Source organism: Hathewaya proteolytica DSM 3090 (assembly GCF_900142225.1).
GTDB classification, from domain to species: Bacteria; Bacillota; Clostridia; order Clostridiales; family Clostridiaceae; genus Hathewaya; species Hathewaya proteolytica.
In genome coordinates this window covers 164977-182546 of sequence record NZ_FRAD01000005.1, presented here as the reverse complement: position 1 = coordinate 182546, position 17570 = coordinate 164977, and the positions used below count along the sequence as shown (strand labels likewise).

The following is a 17570-nucleotide window of genomic DNA, read 5'->3' as shown; positions in this document are numbered from 1 at the left end:
TTGGAGGTACGGAAGAGTGATGGATGAAACATCCGATAAACAGTCCTTTGGCAAAGGGTTCGTCATACTTACTGCTGCAGGTCTTTTAATAAAAGTTTTATCTGTATTTTATAATCCTCTTCTAAGAAGAATTCTTGGGGAGGAAGGAGTAGGGATATACTCCTCCGTGTATTATGTATTTAATTTCGTATATGTAATCGGCAATACTGGACTGCCTTCTGCAATTTCAAAAAATATATCGGAATTGCTTGCTCTTCAGAGGTACAAGGATGCTGTCAATGCCTTTAAGATAACTAGATTATTTCTTTTTGCTTTGGGACTTTTTTTGTCTTTGTCTTTGTTTGCCTTTGCAGGTCCTATAAGCAAAATGTTTGGAAATAGTTCTATAAAAATTGGATTACAGGTTTTGTCTCCTACTTTATTTATAACCTGTCTATTGAGTTGCTACAGGGGGTATTTTCAAGGTAGGGGCAATGTGAAGCCTACAGCGGTATCACAGATTTTTGAACAGGTTTTTAATGTGGTTTTCAGCCTTTTAATCGCATACCTTCTCTTAAAATACGGCGATATAGAGTTAGGGGTGGCTGGAGCTACCACGGGAACTACCATTGGAGCCATTGTGGCTTTACTTATCCTTATTTCCTATTACAATAAGGATAAGACCATAAGAGTAAGCAAAATAAATGCAAAGGAAAAGGTTCAGAAGAGGAAGGCTCTTCTTTTGAAAAAAGTTATAAAGTATTCAATTCCCATGACCATATGTGTTTTAATTCAGAACATGGGTATGCTTTTTGACAACATTATTGCCTCTAGAATACTGCCTACCATGGGCATGAACGCTGATGCTCTTGTGGGAAATGTTTTTAACTATAATTCCTTGGTGGGTGTTCCTATTGCCATAATTACATCCTTGTCTGTGGTGGTTCTGCCTGCCATATCAAGGTTTGCAGCACTAGATGACATGAAGAACTTGAGGAAGAATACTTTCTACGCTTACAAGTTAACTTTTCTAGTGTCTGTGCCATGTGCTGTGGGGCTTATGAGCCTTTCAGGGCCTATATGCAAGATTTTGGGATACAATAGTGTCATAGTTAATCTGCTTGTACTGGGAGTTTTAAACATTGTACTAATGTCCGTGGCCCAGATACAAGTTTCTATTCTTCAAGGCTTTGGAAAAATAAATGTGGTAACTTTTCATTCTTTTTTTGGCCTTGTATGCAAGATAGTTGCGGACATTGTTTTTATAAGAATGCCTTTTTTCAATATTTACGGTATTTTAATCGGCAACTTCGTTTATTACCTTGTTCCCATTTTAATGAACAGCCTGAGTATAAGAAGAACTTTGAGGTGCAAAATAAAAATGGCAAAGAGAATTTTTCTTATTGTGGTATCTTCGGTTCTCATGGGAGCAGCGGCTATTTTGTGCCATAGGGTAGTAAGTTTTGTTTTTGGATTAATATCTAAACATGTGTACATCAACAATGTTATAGCTACGGTTATAAGCATTGTGGTGGGGGCTATTGTTTATGTCTTTGTTTTAACTGTGACAAAGTCCATAAGAAAGAAAGATTTTGACGTGTTCCCTAAAAAACTATTAAAGGTTATACCGTCTTTCATAAAAAACAGGTTGACTTAATTTGCTTTGCCCCTGACAGTGTTTATGCAGTGTCAGGGGTTAGTTTAATTTAGATTTTTTTTGATGTGCACTGTGATGAATATAAAGGAAGTAAAGCCTAAAATTACTATGACAACAGTTTTTGATAAGATGTCCATAAAGGTGAAATAATTTCTTATGATTAGGGAGATGTTGAGGCAAATTGCACATATCAACGTGGGTATTAAATTTTCCTTTAATGTGAATTTTGTTTTGTAAAATCTGTTTATAAAATAAAAGTTCATGACAAAAGATATTATATTGCTTATGAACATTGCAATGCCGTATCCGTAGATGTTTATAGATGGCTTTGCTAGAAGTACAAATAAAAGCACCACTTCTAATACCGATGAAATTAGCGAGTTGATAAGTACTTTACTTTGAAGGCCAATACCATTTAAAATACTATATGTGCAGGAAGATAAATAAAGTATTGGTGCATTGACGGCTAAAAAGACAATATAGGGCGCAATGTCTGTTCTGCTGTAAAAGATTATTCCCAGCTGATTTGGTATTACAATGCATATTATCATGTTTATCATGCCTAAATAAAATGAGATCTCCATTACTTGTCGCAGCCTTCTTTCCATGCCTATGAGGTCTTTTGAGGCGATGTACTTTGATATCTCCGGAATAAGGAGCGTGCAAAATGACAAAATTATAAATGAGGGAAAGAACACTATGGTAAGTGCCATTCCTGAAAATTTTCCAATAACACTCAAGGCCTCAGTGTAGGTGATGCCAGCTAAAATCAACCTGCGGGGAAGGATGAGGGTTGAAAAGGAACTGAGGGCTGTGGTCAGCAGTCCATTTATGCAAAGTGGTATGGCTGCTATCAGTATGCTTTTGAGTATTTTAGACCTTGTGTGTTCCTCTGATATTATTCCCTTTGATAATCTTTGTCTATTGTGTTTATAATAAAAAAATAAAAGTATGAAGCTTAGTAGTTCGCCAAGGGTCAGTGAAATGTATGTAATGGTTACTGTAAATGTTATGCTTTTTTCATTTATAATTCTCATCAATACGATTATGGCTATCATCCTCAGTGCTTTTTCAAAAATGTCTATGATAGAGGGGATTTTTACCTTTGATGTTCCGTAGAAAAATCCTTTGAACAAAGAAGATAGAGCTACCAGTATAAGAGCTGGGCTGATGGCTAAAAGGGGATATATGCTTCTGTTGTCCTGAATAATGTGCTTTGATATAAAGGGGCACAGTAGAAGAAATATTGAAGTTACAAATAATCCCCAAATAAGATTAAATACAAAGGACACTTTTACGCTCTTCATGAGATTGGCGTAATCCTTTTTGTTGTAGTACTTGGCAGTTTCCTTGGAAAGAGAGGTAACCATTCCACCGCAAATTAAGCAGCAAAACAAGTCGTATACGGGCATTATAAGGGCATATAAACCTAAACCCTCGGAACCTAGCTCTCTTGATAAGACAACGGAAAATAGAAATCTTAGGATTGCTGTGCTTAAGTTGGAAAGTGTCAAAATGAAAGAATTTTTATAAAAATCGTCGTTAATCACGTATGCCTCCACATTATTTATTACTTAAAATATAATTATGAAAAAAAATTCATCAATATGATTGATTATTTTACGAATATGTACTAATATTATAAAGTATAAGCTATACGGTGTGGCGAACCGTGTTTACGGTTTTAATAAAACTTATTAAGTAGGAAGTGATATTAGTTGAATGTATTATTAGTGGCATTGAATTCTCAATACATACATAGCAATCTTGCTCTACGGTATTTAGATCATTATACTAGGGATCTTCCGTATACTTGCCGTATAAAAGAATTTACCATAAACAATAGGATTGAGGAGATTCTAGAGGGCATCCTCTTTGAAAAGCCAGATTTGGTTTGTTTTTCTACTTATATCTGGAATGTAACTATGGTAAAGGATTTGGGGAAACTCATAAAAAGTGTTTATCCAGATATACAGATACTCTATGGCGGACCAGAGGTGTCTTTCCACACTGAAGCTTTTATGGAAAGTTGTCATTGGGCTAATTACGTTATAGTGGGTGAAGGAGAGGAAACTTATAGAGAGTTTATACAGTCCAAGCTTTCAAAAAATAAAATAGATCAAATAAAGGGTCTATATTATAGGGATAAAAATAAAACATATTTTCATGGTAAAAGGGATAACATAGATATGAATGATTTGGTGTTTCCATACGATGAAAAAGAGGATTTGGACAACAAAATCCTATATTACGAGAGCTCTAGAGGATGTCCTTTTAGGTGCAAGTATTGCCTTTCATCTACAGATAGAAATTTAAGATTTTTGCATGTAGATAGGGTAAAAAAAGAACTACAATATTTCCTAGATAAAAAGGTTAAATTGCTGAAGTTTGTGGATAGGACTTTTAATGCAAAGCACGAGTACGCCATGGAGATATGGAAGTATCTCATGGAAAATGACAATGGATACACTTGCTTTCATTTTGAGATTTCCAGTGACATTTTAAGAAAAGAACAAATTGAGCTAATAGGAAAAGCTAGAAGTGGACTTTTTCAGTTTGAAGTTGGAGTACAAAGTACCAACGAAAATACCTTAAGGGATATAAATAGATTTGTGAAGTTTGAAGATATTATGAACAAAGTGTTAAGCTTGAAACAATGTAACAACGTAAAACAGCATTTGGACCTTATTGCAGGTCTGCCAGAGGAAGATTACAATTCTTTTAAAAAATCTTTTAATGATGTTTATTCTTTAAAGCCTGATGAAATACAGCTTGGTTTTCTTAAGGTGCTAAAGGGCACTGTCATGGAAGAGGAAAAGGATAAGTGGGGACTTGTGTACAGCCACATACCTCCTTATGAGATCTTAAAGACTAAGTATATATCCTACCATGAACTTATGAAACTTAAGAAAATAGAGAGCATGGTGGATAGATACTACAATAGTTCTAAGTTCAGTTTATCCATATCATATCTGGAAGAGAAGTTTGAAAGTGCTTTTGATTTCTACGAAAAACTCAGTGTTTTTGCCTTAGAGCAGGGGTATTTTCATAGAAGCGTTACCTTTTCTCAGTACTACGGTTTGCTTATGGATTTCAATGAAAGTTATTTTTCAAAAGACAAGGATGGCCAAGTGATTTTTAAAAATTTGCTTCGCATGGATTACATCATAAACAACAAAAAAACTTGGATACCTGACTTCTTAAGAGTAGATGTTACTAAGAGCGAAGTCAATAAAATAAAAGAAGAATTGATTGAAAAAGACCTCATAAAAAAGGGAGATAAAATCTACATTGAGAAGTTTAATATGGACATTTCTCGTTACATAAAATATAAGAAGTTGATAGAAAATGTCAGTTACCTTGTTTTTTATGAAGATGGTCATTATTTTTCAATAAAAAATTAATAATTTAGTTTTTTATTGTCTAAAAATGTAGTATGATATAGAAGGGTATGATTAGTTTAATTATCACTAATTTTATCCATTACTATATATGTATAAATATTTATAAAGGTGGTGATAACTTGGCAATAGAGGCAATCAAGTCGATCAAAGAGTGTGAGCAGCGCGGTAATGAGGTAATAGCTAAAGCACAGGCAGAAGCTAAGGATATTATCAAAAAGGCGAAGATGGACGGAGACAATATGTATGAAGAGGTTCTAAAGCAGGCAAAAGACGAGAAAAATAGGATTTTGTCAAATGCTGAAGAAGAAGGAAAAAACATGGCAAATCCCATAATTGCCAGATGTGAGGATGAAATAAAATCATACTCTAACATCAATGGCGAAAAATTGGATAAAGCAGTGAAATTAATCTATGAGAGGATAGTGAGGTCTCATGGCAATAATTAAAATGAGTAAGTTCTCTTTGCTTTCCTTTAAGAACGATAAAAGTGCATTGCTGGATGTCTTGCAGAAGTTTGAAAAGGTTCAGTTTATAAATCTTCAAGAAAAAGAAGATGATGATTTAGAGTTTTTTGCAAAGGACTCTGACAAAATCAATTCAGCTGAAATTGAGGAAGCTATATCAAAACTTAATTTCTCCTTGAATTTTATAAACAAGTACTCACCTAAGGGTGGCGGTCTAAAATCCTTGAAGGAAGGTTTAAAAACCATATCTTTCTCGGAATTCGAGAAAATCGGAAGCACTACTCCATGGCAAGAATACTACCAATCGTTAAAAGCAAAAGAGACGGAATTGAGCAGTATCAAAAACGAAATAACAAAACTAAAATCTGACATCGAGATTCTTTCACCTTGGAAAAAGCTAGATGTAAGCTTTGCAGAGTTAAACTCTTTAGTAAAAGCAAAGGCATTTACAGGCTTTATACCAAAGGTTATGAAGGAGGGCTTTGTAGAGGAATTTACCAACAACTTTAATGGCGCTTATATTGAATTCATAGGCGAAGTTAAGACTGATGTGAACCTTGTTGCCATAGTACATGGAGCAGACGCATCAGAGTGTGAAAAAATGTTGAAAAAATATGGCTTCAGCTCTTTTACAACTGTTAGCGATGAGATTCCTACTGTTTCTATTGAAGAAAAAAATGAAAGAATCACTAAGCTAAATGAAAAAGAAAAGGCTATAGTAAAAGAAATTGAATCCTATGCAGATAAGAGAGAAAATCTTGAAGTGGTGAGTCAGTACTACGATGCACTCATGGAGAAATCCAAGGCTTCAGATAATTTCTTAAAATCTAGCAACATACTTGCAGTGGAGGGCTGGGTCCCAACAGAGCTAACTGAAAAGCTAGAGGAAAAAATTAAAATAGCTTGCAGCAATAACTACTATCTTTCTTTTGAGGAAGCTGATAAAGAAGATCCAGAGGTTCCTGTAGAGCTTAGAAACAACAAGCTTGCTACAGCTTTTGAATCCATTACAAAGATGTACAGCTTGCCAAAATACGGTGAAACGGATCCAACTTCAGGTCTTATGTTCTTCTACCTTGTTTTCTTTGGTATGATGATGGGAGACGTGGGATACGGATTGCTTCTTTTTGTAGGTGCCGGCATTGCACTAGCAGTGTTTAACATGAAGGAAGATACAAAGAATTTCATGAGATTTTTCATGGCTTTAGGCGTGCCAACCATGATTGTAGGATTTATTTATGGTGGTTTCTTTGGAGATTTCATGAAAACTCAATTCCCTAATGTAGCTCTGTTTAAGGGAATTGTAGACCCAGGAACAGATGTTATAAAGATTCTTTTAGTATCTGTAGTTTTTGGTCTTGTCCACATTCTATTCGGACTAGGCGTAAAAGCATATAATTATATCAAGAATAAACAATACATGGATATAGTGTACGATGTTGTGTCTATGTACTTAATTCTTTTAGGTGCAACAGGCTTATTGGCTGCAACAGCTGTAAGTGGAATACCACCAATGGTTAAAACTATTTCTATGTGGGCAATGATCCTTGGTATGGTTATTATAGTTCTTACTGGGGGAAGAGAATTCAGCAATTTAGGTGCGAGAATTGGTCAGGGATTGTATTCTCTGTACGGTTTAACTGGTTACGTGGGAGATTTAATTTCTTACTCAAGACTTATGGCTATAGGTCTTGCTGGTGGATTCGTTGCCAACGCATTTAACCTTATGATTACTCTTATACCAGCAGGAATTGCAAGGTGGATAGGTGGAATAATTATCTTCGTAGTTGGCCATCTTTTCAACTTATTTATTAGTGCACTTGGTGCATATGTTCATACTTGTAGATTACAGTATGTTGAGTATTTCGGTAAGTTTTACGAAGGTGGGGGAAAACAATATACACCTTTTAAATGTGAAAATAAATATATCAATGTAAAAAATGATTAGGAGGAATAGTAAATGAAATTTTTAGATTTTTTAATTCAAAATGGTGGTTACATTTTCGCAGCAATGGGTATAGCATTAGCTGTAATATTACCGGGTATAGGTTCTGCTAAGGGTGTTGGTCTTGTTGGTGAGGCTGCTGCAGGTTTATTGACAGAAGAGCCAGAGAAGTTTGGTAAAGCTCTTATCCTTGAACTTCTTCCAGGTACACAGGGTCTTTATGGATTCATAATAGGATTAATGGTTTACTTACAAATCGGTACAAATATGACTTTACAGCAAGGTTTCTATTTATTTATGGCATGTCTTCCAATAGCATTTGTAGGTTGGCAGTCAGCTAAACTACAGGCAAGAACATCTGCAGCTGGTATTGCAATCCTAGCTAAAAACCCTAAGCACGTTATGAAAGGTGTTATTTTAGCTGCCATGGTTGAAACTTATGCACTTTTAGGATTGGTTATATCATTATTATTAGTTATTAAATTCTAGGCATCATAAATATCTTAGAATAAGGAAGTGAACGTATGTCTAATTTAGAAAATTTGACTTCTAAAATCTTAGAGGATTCTAAGGTTAAGGCTGAGGAAATTTTACAAAAGGCTAAAGAAGAGGCCGATAAAATTTTAAAACAGAAGTCTGATTCAGCAGAGGCTGTAAAAAAGTCTTTTATAGACAAAGCTATGGCAGAAGCTGAGAGCAAAAAAGCAAGAATAATATCTAATGCAGAACTTAAGGGCAGAAACATTAAGCTTAAGGCAAAGCAGCAAGTTATTGCAGATGTGTATAGCAAAGCTGTAGAAGAACTTGGCAACATGAGTGCTGAGGAATTTAAGGCTTACCTTAAAAACAATGTGGAATCTTTAAAGCTAAGCGGCGGAGAGGAAATAATTCTGTCTGAAAAGTTTAAATCTGTAATAGATGATAATATGATAAATGAATTAAAGCTTGTTAGAAGTAATGATAATAGAGAAATTCCTGAAGGATTTATAATCGTTTGCAAGGGAATAGAATATAATTTTACTTTTGAGGCTTTGGTAGCATCAATGAAAAAGGAATTAGAGCATGAAGTAGCCAGCATGCTATTTCAATAAGCTATAGGAGGATGCCCATGAATAGAATGGATTTCACATCGGCAGTTGCCAGGCTGAGAGTCCTGGAAAAAAGGCTCCTTAATAAAGTTAAGATTGAGAGAATGATTGATGCACCTTCCGCTATGGAGGCACTTAGCATCCTTGGGGAAGGTGAGTATTCCGCTCTTATGAATGATGTAGACAGGGCGGAGGATTATGAGGTACTTTTGCAAAACGAATTGCAGCGAGTATACAAACTTATGTATGAGTTAACTAGCGACAATTCTGTTGTGGATATTTTAAGTGTTAAATACGATTACCACAATATAAAGGTTTTGATAAAGGCAAAGGCACTTTCCTCTGAATTTAATTCTTTATTAATGCAGGCAGGTACTGTAGATGCTGGTAAGTTAAAAGAAGCTATAGCAGTTGGAGATTATAAAGAGCTTCCCGCTTCCTTTGCAGATGCAATTAAAGAGGCAGAGTTAAAATATAAGGAAACAAAGGATCCTCAGATAATAGATATTATAGTGGATAGGTTCATGTACTCTGATATGGTTAAAAGAGCAGAGGATATGAAGGAAGAGTTTATTCTAAAATACGTTAAAATGAACATAGATTTCATTAACATTAGAACCTTTTTAAGAGTTAAAAAGCAGGAGAAATCCATGAACTTCTTAAGAGAAGTGCTTTTAAAGGGTGGTACTATTGAGCTAGAGTTTTATGAAAAAATGTACAGTGAAAGCGATGAAAACATTGTTTCAAGACTTTCCAAAACTGTATATGGTCCAAAGATTAAAGAGGGGCTAAACGAATATGCACAAACTGGAAAGTTGACTCTTTTTGAAAAATCCTTTGAGGACTGTATTATGGAACACGTAAAAGATGGCAAATACATTAATTTCGGACCAGAACCTTTATTTTCGTATATTTTGGCAAAGGAAACTGAAATTAAAATAATAAGAATAATTATGGTTGCTAAGCTCAATAAGGTTCAAAGTAACGTAATCAGAGAAAGGTTGCGTGATGTTTATGTATAAAATAGGCGTTGTAGGGGATAAGGATTCTATACTAGCTTTCAAAGCTATAGGTATTCATACTTTCCCTGTTATAGGAAAAGAAGAAGCTCAAAAAACTGTGGATAAATTAGCTGCAGATGAGTATGCTGTTATATTTGTTACAGAGCAAGTAGCAGCAGAAATTGAGGAAACTATTGAAAGATATAATAGACAAATGCTTCCTGCCATTATTTTAATACCAAGTAATCAAGGATCGCTTAATATTGGACTTCAAAAGATTAGCGATAATGTTGAGAAGGCTGTAGGAGTAAATATATTATAGAAAGGTAGGTAGGAAAACTTGAAAATCGGTAAGATTATTAAAGTTTCAGGTCCATTGGTTGTTGCCATGGATATGGATGAGGCCAATGTCTTCGACGTTGTAAAAGTTGGAGAAAAGGGTCTTATAGGTGAAATAATTGAAATGAGAGGCGATAGAGCGTCTATTCAGGTTTACGAAGAGACTTCAGGTATAGGACCTGGGGACCCAGTTGTAAGTACAGGTGAACCTCTTAGCGTGGAACTTGGACCAGGTCTAGTAGCTTCCATGTTTGATGGTATACAGAGACCGCTTGATCGTTTTAGAGAAATATCAAAGTCGGCATTTTTAACTAAGGGTATTTCCTTAAAATCTCTTAATAGAGAATTGAAATGGGATTTTGTTCCTACAGTATCCATAGGAGATGAAGTTGAGGCAGGAGATATAATTGGTACAGTTCAGGAGACTTCTGTTGTTCTTCACAAGATTATGGTGCCATACGGTATAAAGGGAAAAGTTAAGGATATAAAAAGTGGAGAGTTCACTGTTGAAGACACAGTATGTATTTTAAGTACTGAAGATGGAGATAAGGAACTTTCAATGATGCAAAAATGGCCTGTAAGAAAAGGAAGACCTTTTGCATCAAAGCTTAACCCAATGGAACCTATGATAACAGGACAGAGAGTTATAGACACTTTCTTCCCAGTTACAAAGGGTGGAGCTGCTGCAGTTCCAGGACCATTCGGAGCTGGTAAGACTGTTGTTCAGCACCAGATAGCAAAATGGGGAGATGCTGAAATCGTTGTGTACGTTGGATGTGGTGAACGTGGTAATGAGATGACTGACGTTCTTAAGGAGTTCCCAGAGCTTAAGGACCCAAAAACAGGTGAAAGCTTGATGAAGAGAACTGTTCTTATTGCAAACACATCAAACATGCCAGTTGCAGCGAGAGAAGCTTCCATATACACTGGTATCACCATTGCTGAGTACTTCAGAGATATGGGATACTCAATATCAATCATGGCTGACTCTACATCTAGATGGGCTGAGGCACTAAGAGAGATGTCAGGAAGACTTGAGGAGATGCCAGGTGATGAAGGTTATCCAGCATACCTTGGTTCAAGACTTGCTGACTATTATGAAAGAGCAGGTAAGGTTATTTGTTTAGGTAAAGATGGTAGAGAAGGAGCAGTTACAGCTATAGGTGCGGTTTCTCCTCCAGGTGGAGATATATCAGAGCCAGTTACCCAGTCTACACTTAGAATAGTTAAAGTTTACTGGGGTCTTGATGCTCAGCTTGCATACAAGAGACATTTCCCATCCATCAACTGGTTGAACTCATACTCCTTGTACTTAGATAAAATTGGTACATGGATAAATGACAATGTGGCTTCTGACTGGACGAAACTTACAACTGAAGCTATGACAATACTTCAAGATGAAGAAAAACTTCAGGAAATTGTAAGACTTGTAGGTATTGATGCCCTTTCTGAGTCTGATAGATTAAAACTTGAGGTTGCAAAATCTGTAAGAGAAGATTATCTTCAGCAGAACGCTTTCCATGAGGTAGATACCTATACTTCCCTTGATAAGCAGTACAAAATGTTGAAGCTTGTATTGTCTTTCTACGATTATGGTAAGAAGGCTCTTAAGGCAGGGGTGTACTTAAATAGCATATTGTGCATGGAAATAAGAGATAGGATAGCAAGAGCTAAGTATATTCACGAAGATAATATAAATGAAATAGATAAAGTAAGAGAAGATTTAAGAGAAGACATGGAAAATTTAATTGCAAAAGGAGGTGTGGTAGAGAATGCTTAAGGAATACAGAACCGTTAGAGAAGTCGTTGGTCCTTTGATGCTAGTTGATCAGGTTGAGGGTGTAAAGTACGACGAGCTAGTTGAAATTGAACTTCAGACAGGTGAAAAGAGAAATGGTAAGGTACTTGAGATAAACGGAGACAAGGCTCTTGTCCAGTTGTTCGAAGGTTCTTCTGGAATCAATCTTAAGGGTACTAGGGTAAGATTCCAGGGAAGACCTCTAGAACTTGGTGTATCTGAGGATATGCTTGGAAGAGTATTTGATGGACTTGGAAGACCAAAGGATCAAGGTCCTGAAATTCTTCCAGATAAAACTGTAGATATAAATGGTGAGGCTATAAATCCTGTAGCAAGAGACTACCCATCTGAATTTATTCAAACTGGTATTTCAGCTATAGATGGACTGAACACTCTTGTTAGAGGTCAGAAACTTCCAGTGTTCTCAGGCTCAGGTTTACCACACGCACAGTTGGCAGCTCAGATTGCGAGACAGGCAAAGGTTTTAAACTCTGACTCAAAATTTGCCGTTGTCTTTGCAGCTATAGGTATTACCTTTGAAGAAGCTGAGTATTTCGTAGATGAATTTAAGGAAACAGGTGCTATCGATAGATCAGTTCTATTCATGAACTTGGCATCTGACCCAGCTGTAGAGAGAATAGCTACTCCAAGAATGGCTCTTACAGCAGCTGAGTATCTTGCCTACGAAAAAGATATGCATGTACTTGTTATCATGACTGATATTACAAACTACGCAGAGGCTTTGCGTGAAGTATCAGCGGCTAGAAAAGAAGTTCCAGGAAGAAGAGGATATCCAGGATACCTTTACACTGACCTTTCTACTCTATATGAAAGAGCAGGAAGACTTGAAGGAAAAAGTGGTTCTATAACTCAGATTCCAATTCTTACTATGCCTGAAGATGATAAAACTCATCCAATTCCAGACTTAACTGGATACATCACAGAAGGACAGATAATCCTTTCAAGAGAATTATATAAGAGAGGAATTATGCCTCCAATAGATGTTTTACCATCACTATCAAGACTTAAGGATAAGGGTGTTGGTAAAGGCAAGACTAGAGAAGACCATGCAGATACAATGAACCAATTGTTCTCTGCATACGCTCAAGGTAAGGAAGCAAAGGAACTAGCAGTAATCCTAGGAGAATCTGCATTATCCGATACAGATAAGCAGTTTGCAAAATTTGCAGAGGCTTTTGAAAATGAATACGTTTCTCAGGGCTTTGACACAAATAGAACTGTAGAAGAAACATTAAATTTAGGATGGAAACTATTAAGTATACTTCCTAAGAACGAGTTAAAGAGAATTAGAGATGAGTTCTTGGAGAAATATCTGCCTAAAAAAGAAGGTGAGTAAACCTTGGCAAAACTTAACGTAAACCCAACCAGAATGGAGCTTACAAAGCTGAAAAAAAGGCTTGTAACGGCTACAAGAGGTCATAAGCTTTTAAAGGATAAGCAAGATGAGCTTATGAGAAGATTTATCGACCTTGTAAAACACAATAATGAGCTTAGAAAAAGCGTAGAAGAAGAGTTATCAGGTGCTTTTAAGGATTTTGTTATGGCAAGAGCTCTTATGTCATCAGAATTTCTAGAGGAAGCTATCATGTTTCCAAAGGAAAACATATCTGTGGATATAAGGACTAAAAACATAATGAGCGTTAATGTTCCTGAGATGGAATTTAAAAGAGAGATGGAAGACCAGAGTGGAAGCATTTACCCTTATGGTTTTGCAAATACATCTAGTGATCTTGATGGTTCCATTGAAAAATTGTACGGCATTTTGCCAAAGCTTTTAGAGCTTGCTGAAGTTGAAAAATCATGTCAGCTAATGGCAGATGAGATTGAGAAGACTAGAAGAAGAGTTAATGCTCTTGAGTATATGACTATTCCTCAGCTACAAGAGACTGTAAAGTACATTAAAATGAAGCTTGAGGAAAACGAAAGAGGCGCTTTAACAAGACTTATGAAAGTAAAATCTATGTTACAGGAAAAGCAAGCTTAGTAAAAATGGAGTATGGCGTATTGTGCCTACTCCATTTTAATTTGCGTATATTTGTTTATCTTAGAAAAAGTATATGTTTGAAAAGTAATTAAATATATGATATTATTTTATTAAGTTGAATTTGGAGGGGTAAAAATGGAGTTTGAAACGTCGAGAGTCTTAATTGAAAAGCAAGCTTTGGAAATTGTAATAAAAAACCTAGAAAAAATAAAGAAAACTTCCGAAAAAGAAATAAATTACTTAGCTACAGAGGCCTTGGAGGCACTTAAAAAGAACGATTGCACCAGTGGAGAGTGCAGTTTTGAGGGAGAAACTTTAATCGAACAAATTAAATACAAGATGAGAACCACAAAGGACAAGGATTTAAATCTAAAATTGTATATTTTGTATAGAAAACTTGAGGATGGGAAAATTCCTGAAGTAGAGGCGTTGAAGCTTTATGAATTGTACCTGGAGACGGAGTATACGGATCAGTATATCTAAGGAAAATAATGAAAGGAGAAAGGAATACACCTTTATTTGCTTATGACTATAAGAAAGATATTGACATTTGATGAACCACAACTGCATAAAAAATGTGAAAAAGTAAAAACTATAGATAATCATATCCTTGAGATAATTGAGGACTTAAAGGACACTTTGTATAATAGCGATGGAGTTGGTCTTGCTGCACCACAAATAGGTGAGTTACACAGGATAGTTTTAATAGATATGAGGGATGGCAGTGAGCCAATCTTAATTCTAAACCCTAAGATTATATCTCAAAGTGGTACTGTAACAGGCTACGAGGGTTGTCTTAGTTATCCTGGCTACACTGGTGAGGTGGTTAGGCCAAAAGCTGTAACAGTTTTCGGAAACGATGTAAATGGAAAAAAGGTATCATACAAAGCAACGGGTATGTTAGCTAGATGTTTTTGCCACGAATTAGACCATTTAGACGGCATAGTTTATACTGATAGAACTAAATTTGTATATAGAGATGATGAGGAATAATATGGATTTTAAACCAAAAGGAGATGTCCCAATGAAAAAAGAAATCCTTTCATATCTTGAGGAAAATGACTTAGATGACATAAAAGAAATTAAAATATCAAAAGAAGACGTATATGTGGTTCGCATGAATTACTATTTTGATGAGGTGGAAGTTGAAGGTGCGGAAGCATATGCTGACGCAGAGTGCGAGGAAGGAAACCATGATTTCGGATACTATGATGATTACTTTATACCGTACCTTAGCGATATAGCCATTGACAACGTGGAGGATATCATAAGGGATTTGAGTGAAGACTTAAATCTTCAGTATCAGCTTTTGAGTTTTGATATGGATATGGAAGAATACCAATACAACACCTTCGTTGTGGCATTTTACCATGAAGGACTAGAGTTTGATCTAGAGGACTATATAACAGAGATTTTATAGAGTTGTAAATAAATTTTCAATTTAACTTGAAAAATAGATGAAGTATGTTATAATAATGTAAAGAAAAGTATATGCCTGGTATGTTCGTGTAACTTATAATGTTCAACCGACATTTGATTTATGGGATTTACAAAATGCAGAGGAATATCAGACTCCAGTAATTAAGCTTATGCTTGCAGGAGGAGATAGGAATCTGATGAGTGAAGCCCACCTGCTTAAGGGCGGGTATTGAACATATGAGGGGACGGCATTCTGGGCATATATTTTTCTAAAAACAAGCCGAAAGGCTTTTTTTTATTGGAAAAGTAAACACCGAATGCAGATAAGGGCATATCGGTGTTTACTAATAAAATTATGTTAATTGAAATCCGCTAAAGCTCTGACGTCTTTTGTACTCCGCATAACGAATCATTTGGTATTTAACAATATACTTGTCAAGAAACTTGCTCAGCAAGACCACCATGCTGTTGGTGTGGCTGAAGTACTTCAGTGTAAAATCTAAGAACCATTTTAATATGGCGATTTTACCATAGATAATGTTTTTTCTCATGTTTGATCCCTCTCTTAAAAAAATAATAAATAAAAGTGACTTTCTATTCTTTTACAGAAATATATTTTTAGGTCTAAAGTCAACAATAGAACAAATAATTTTGTGAAAATTGTTTGTTGTAGTTTAATTGTAGCAAATAGTTCCACGATTGTTAATCTAAATCGTTTTACACAAATCGCAGTAATACGACAAATTTCTACATAAAAACACATTAGCAGCTTATGTAAAAATATAACAAAATGCGATTTGTGGGGAAAGGGCAAAAGACTATGGAAAAAATTTCATTGAAATATGTAGAATTATAAAGAAAGAATAATTGATGTATTTTAAAAAAATATAAATTATCTTATTGTGAAAAAGTATATTTAATTTGCTTAACATATATAAATATTGTGATATAATGGTTTAGTAGTGTAACTATTATATTATTTTAGGAGGTAGAAGATGGAACAGTTAGACTTAAAAAGAAAATTCAGCACGGCTTGGGAAAAATATGATAGTAAAGAGTTAGATGAGGTTATGGCCTTATCACAGAGATACATCGACTTTATGTCTTTGTGCAAAACAGAGAGAGAGTGTGTAGACGAATTTGTTATAAGAGCAGAAAAAAATGGTTATAAGAATTTAACCGAAATCATTAGCCATGGTAACAGCATAAAAGCTGGAGACAAGATATATGTAAATCATATGGGAAAGGCTCTTGCTATGTTCCTTATTGGTACTGAACCAATTGAATCTGGACTTAGAATTCTAGGTGCCCACATTGACTCACCAAGATTGGATTTAAAACAAAATCCACTATTTGAAGAAGCGGAATTAGCTTATCTTAAGACTCATTATTACGGCGGCATTAAGAAGTACCAGTGGCTAACTCTTCCTTTAGCAATACACGGTGTATTTGTTAAAAAAGATGGAACAGTTACAAAGGTGGTATTTGGTGAAGAAGAAAACGAGCCAGTAGTTGGTATTTCTGATTTATTAGTGCACTTAGCAGGAAGCCAGATGGAAAAGACTTTAGGAAAAGCTATAGAAGGCGAACAGCTAAATGTGATGGTAGGATCTATTCCAGTGGAAGACAAGGATCTTAAAGAGAGAGTTAAATTAAATATACTAAACATTTTAAATAAGAAATACGGTATTACAGAAGCAGATTTTGTATCAGCAGAGATTGAAATCGTGCCAGCTGGAAGAGCAAAACATTTTGGACTTGATAACTCTATGGTTTTAGCTTACGGACACGATGATAGAATCTGTTCTTATACTTCCTTTGAAGCTATGTTAAACATTGAACAGTGCGACAAGACATGCGTTACTCTTCTAGTAGATAAAGAAGAAGTTGGAAGCATAGGTGCAACAGGAATGCATTCAAGATTCTTTGAAAATGCTTTAGCAGAAATAATTAACCTTAAAGAGTCAAACTACACTGACTTAAAGGTAAGAAGAACTCTAGCAAATTCAAAAATGCTATCTTCAGATGTAAGTGCTGCCTTTGATCCAAGTTTTGCAGATGCTTTTGAAAAGAATAACTCAGCATATTTTGGAAGAGGTATTGTATTCAATAAGTACACTGGTTCAAGAGGTAAATCTGGCTGTAATGATGCCAATGCTGAATATTTAGCACAGCTTAGAAACATACTTGATAGAAACAATGTAGCTTGGCAGACTGCCGAACTTGGAAAAGTAGACCAGGGTGGCGGCGGAACTATAGCTTACATTTTGGCACAATACGGAATGGACGTTATAGACTCAGGTGTAGCGCTTCACAGCATGCACGCTCCATACGAATTGGCAAGTAAGGCTGATATATACGAAACATGCAGGGCATATGAAGTATTCTTAAAAGAAATATAATAAAAAAAATATAAAAAAAACTGCGGATGTAATATAAAAATGCATTCGCAGTTTAATTATAGGGTTATT

The 17570-nt window shown here is 35.4% G+C and carries 17 protein-coding genes; 15 read left to right on the top strand and 2 right to left on the bottom strand.

Going from position 1 to position 17570, the window contains the following annotated elements:
- The first annotated feature begins 19 nt into the window (after positions 1 to 19).
- Positions 20 to 1636 (top strand): putative polysaccharide biosynthesis protein, encoded by a 1617-nt coding sequence (locus BUA73_RS03655; protein WP_072902534.1) that lies wholly within the window; start codon positions 20 to 22, stop codon positions 1634 to 1636.
- A gap of 44 nt (positions 1637 to 1680) precedes the next feature.
- On the opposite strand, the gene spoVB is transcribed toward BUA73_RS03655, so the two are convergent.
- On the bottom strand, positions 1681 to 3186 hold the full coding sequence (gene spoVB, locus BUA73_RS03650; protein WP_072902490.1) for a stage V sporulation protein B: 1506 nt from the start codon (positions 3184 to 3186) through the stop codon (positions 1681 to 1683).
- A 168-nt stretch (positions 3187 to 3354) separates the two neighbouring features.
- Here spoVB and BUA73_RS03645 point away from each other — a divergent pair, with 168 nt between their 5' ends.
- From BUA73_RS03645 to BUA73_RS03585, 13 genes are all read left to right on the top strand, one after another.
- Positions 3355 to 5040, top strand: coding sequence for a B12-binding domain-containing radical SAM protein (locus BUA73_RS03645; protein ID WP_072902488.1), 1686 nt, complete (start codon positions 3355 to 3357; stop codon positions 5038 to 5040).
- 119 nt (positions 5041 to 5159) lie between these two features.
- Complete coding sequence (locus BUA73_RS03640; protein ID WP_072902485.1) at positions 5160 to 5486, top strand: hypothetical protein; 327 nt, start codon at positions 5160 to 5162, stop codon at positions 5484 to 5486.
- Positions 5473 to 7452: a V-type ATP synthase subunit I gene (locus tag BUA73_RS03635; protein ID WP_072902482.1), complete on the top strand. Its 1980-nt coding sequence runs from the start codon at positions 5473 to 5475 to the stop codon at positions 7450 to 7452. The genes BUA73_RS03640 and BUA73_RS03635 overlap by 14 nt, the downstream gene beginning before the upstream one ends.
- A gap of 12 nt (positions 7453 to 7464) precedes the next feature.
- Positions 7465 to 7938, top strand: a complete 474-nt coding sequence (locus BUA73_RS03630; RefSeq protein ID WP_072902480.1) for a V-type ATP synthase subunit K — start codon at positions 7465 to 7467, stop codon at positions 7936 to 7938.
- A 35-nt stretch (positions 7939 to 7973) separates the two neighbouring features.
- Positions 7974 to 8540: a V-type ATP synthase subunit E gene (locus tag BUA73_RS03625; RefSeq protein ID WP_072902477.1), complete on the top strand. Its 567-nt coding sequence runs from the start codon at positions 7974 to 7976 to the stop codon at positions 8538 to 8540.
- 17 nt (positions 8541 to 8557) lie between these two features.
- Positions 8558 to 9559, top strand: a complete 1002-nt coding sequence (locus BUA73_RS03620; RefSeq protein ID WP_072902475.1) for a V-type ATP synthase subunit C — start codon at positions 8558 to 8560, stop codon at positions 9557 to 9559.
- Entirely contained in the window at positions 9552 to 9860 is a 309-nt protein-coding gene (locus BUA73_RS03615; protein WP_072902532.1) for a V-type ATP synthase subunit F, read from the top strand. Before BUA73_RS03620 ends, BUA73_RS03615 begins: the two co-directional genes overlap by 8 nt.
- An 18-nt stretch (positions 9861 to 9878) precedes the next feature.
- A complete protein-coding gene (locus tag BUA73_RS03610) occupies positions 9879 to 11657 on the top strand; it encodes a V-type ATP synthase subunit A (RefSeq protein WP_072902473.1) in 1779 nt (592 codons plus the stop codon).
- Entirely contained in the window at positions 11650 to 13032 is a 1383-nt protein-coding gene (locus BUA73_RS03605; RefSeq protein WP_072902471.1) for a V-type ATP synthase subunit B, read from the top strand. Before BUA73_RS03610 ends, BUA73_RS03605 begins: the two co-directional genes overlap by 8 nt.
- Positions 13033 to 13035: 3 nt before the next feature.
- Entirely contained in the window at positions 13036 to 13680 is a 645-nt protein-coding gene (locus BUA73_RS03600) for a V-type ATP synthase subunit D (RefSeq protein ID WP_072902468.1), read from the top strand.
- 135 nt (positions 13681 to 13815) lie between these two features.
- Positions 13816 to 14163 carry a hypothetical protein gene (locus tag BUA73_RS03595; protein WP_072902466.1) on the top strand — a complete coding sequence of 116 codons (348 nt, stop codon included), beginning with the start codon at positions 13816 to 13818 and terminating at the stop codon, positions 14161 to 14163.
- A 42-nt stretch (positions 14164 to 14205) separates the two neighbouring features.
- Positions 14206 to 14673 carry a peptide deformylase gene (gene def, locus BUA73_RS03590; protein WP_072902463.1) on the top strand — a complete coding sequence of 156 codons (468 nt, stop codon included), beginning with the start codon at positions 14206 to 14208 and terminating at the stop codon, positions 14671 to 14673.
- Between the two features lie 31 nt (positions 14674 to 14704).
- Positions 14705 to 15100 (top strand): hypothetical protein, encoded by a 396-nt coding sequence (locus BUA73_RS03585; protein WP_072902529.1) that lies wholly within the window; start codon positions 14705 to 14707, stop codon positions 15098 to 15100.
- Between the two features lie 352 nt (positions 15101 to 15452).
- On the opposite strand, the gene BUA73_RS13860 is transcribed toward BUA73_RS03585, so the two are convergent.
- Positions 15453 to 15650 (bottom strand): hypothetical protein, encoded by a 198-nt coding sequence (locus BUA73_RS13860; protein ID WP_143146967.1) that lies wholly within the window; start codon positions 15648 to 15650, stop codon positions 15453 to 15455.
- 444 nt (positions 15651 to 16094) lie between these two features.
- Between BUA73_RS13860 and BUA73_RS03580 the strand changes: the two genes are divergently transcribed.
- Positions 16095 to 17501, top strand: coding sequence for an aminopeptidase (locus BUA73_RS03580; protein WP_072902460.1), 1407 nt, complete (start codon positions 16095 to 16097; stop codon positions 17499 to 17501).
- The last annotated feature ends 69 nt before the right edge of the window (positions 17502 to 17570 follow it).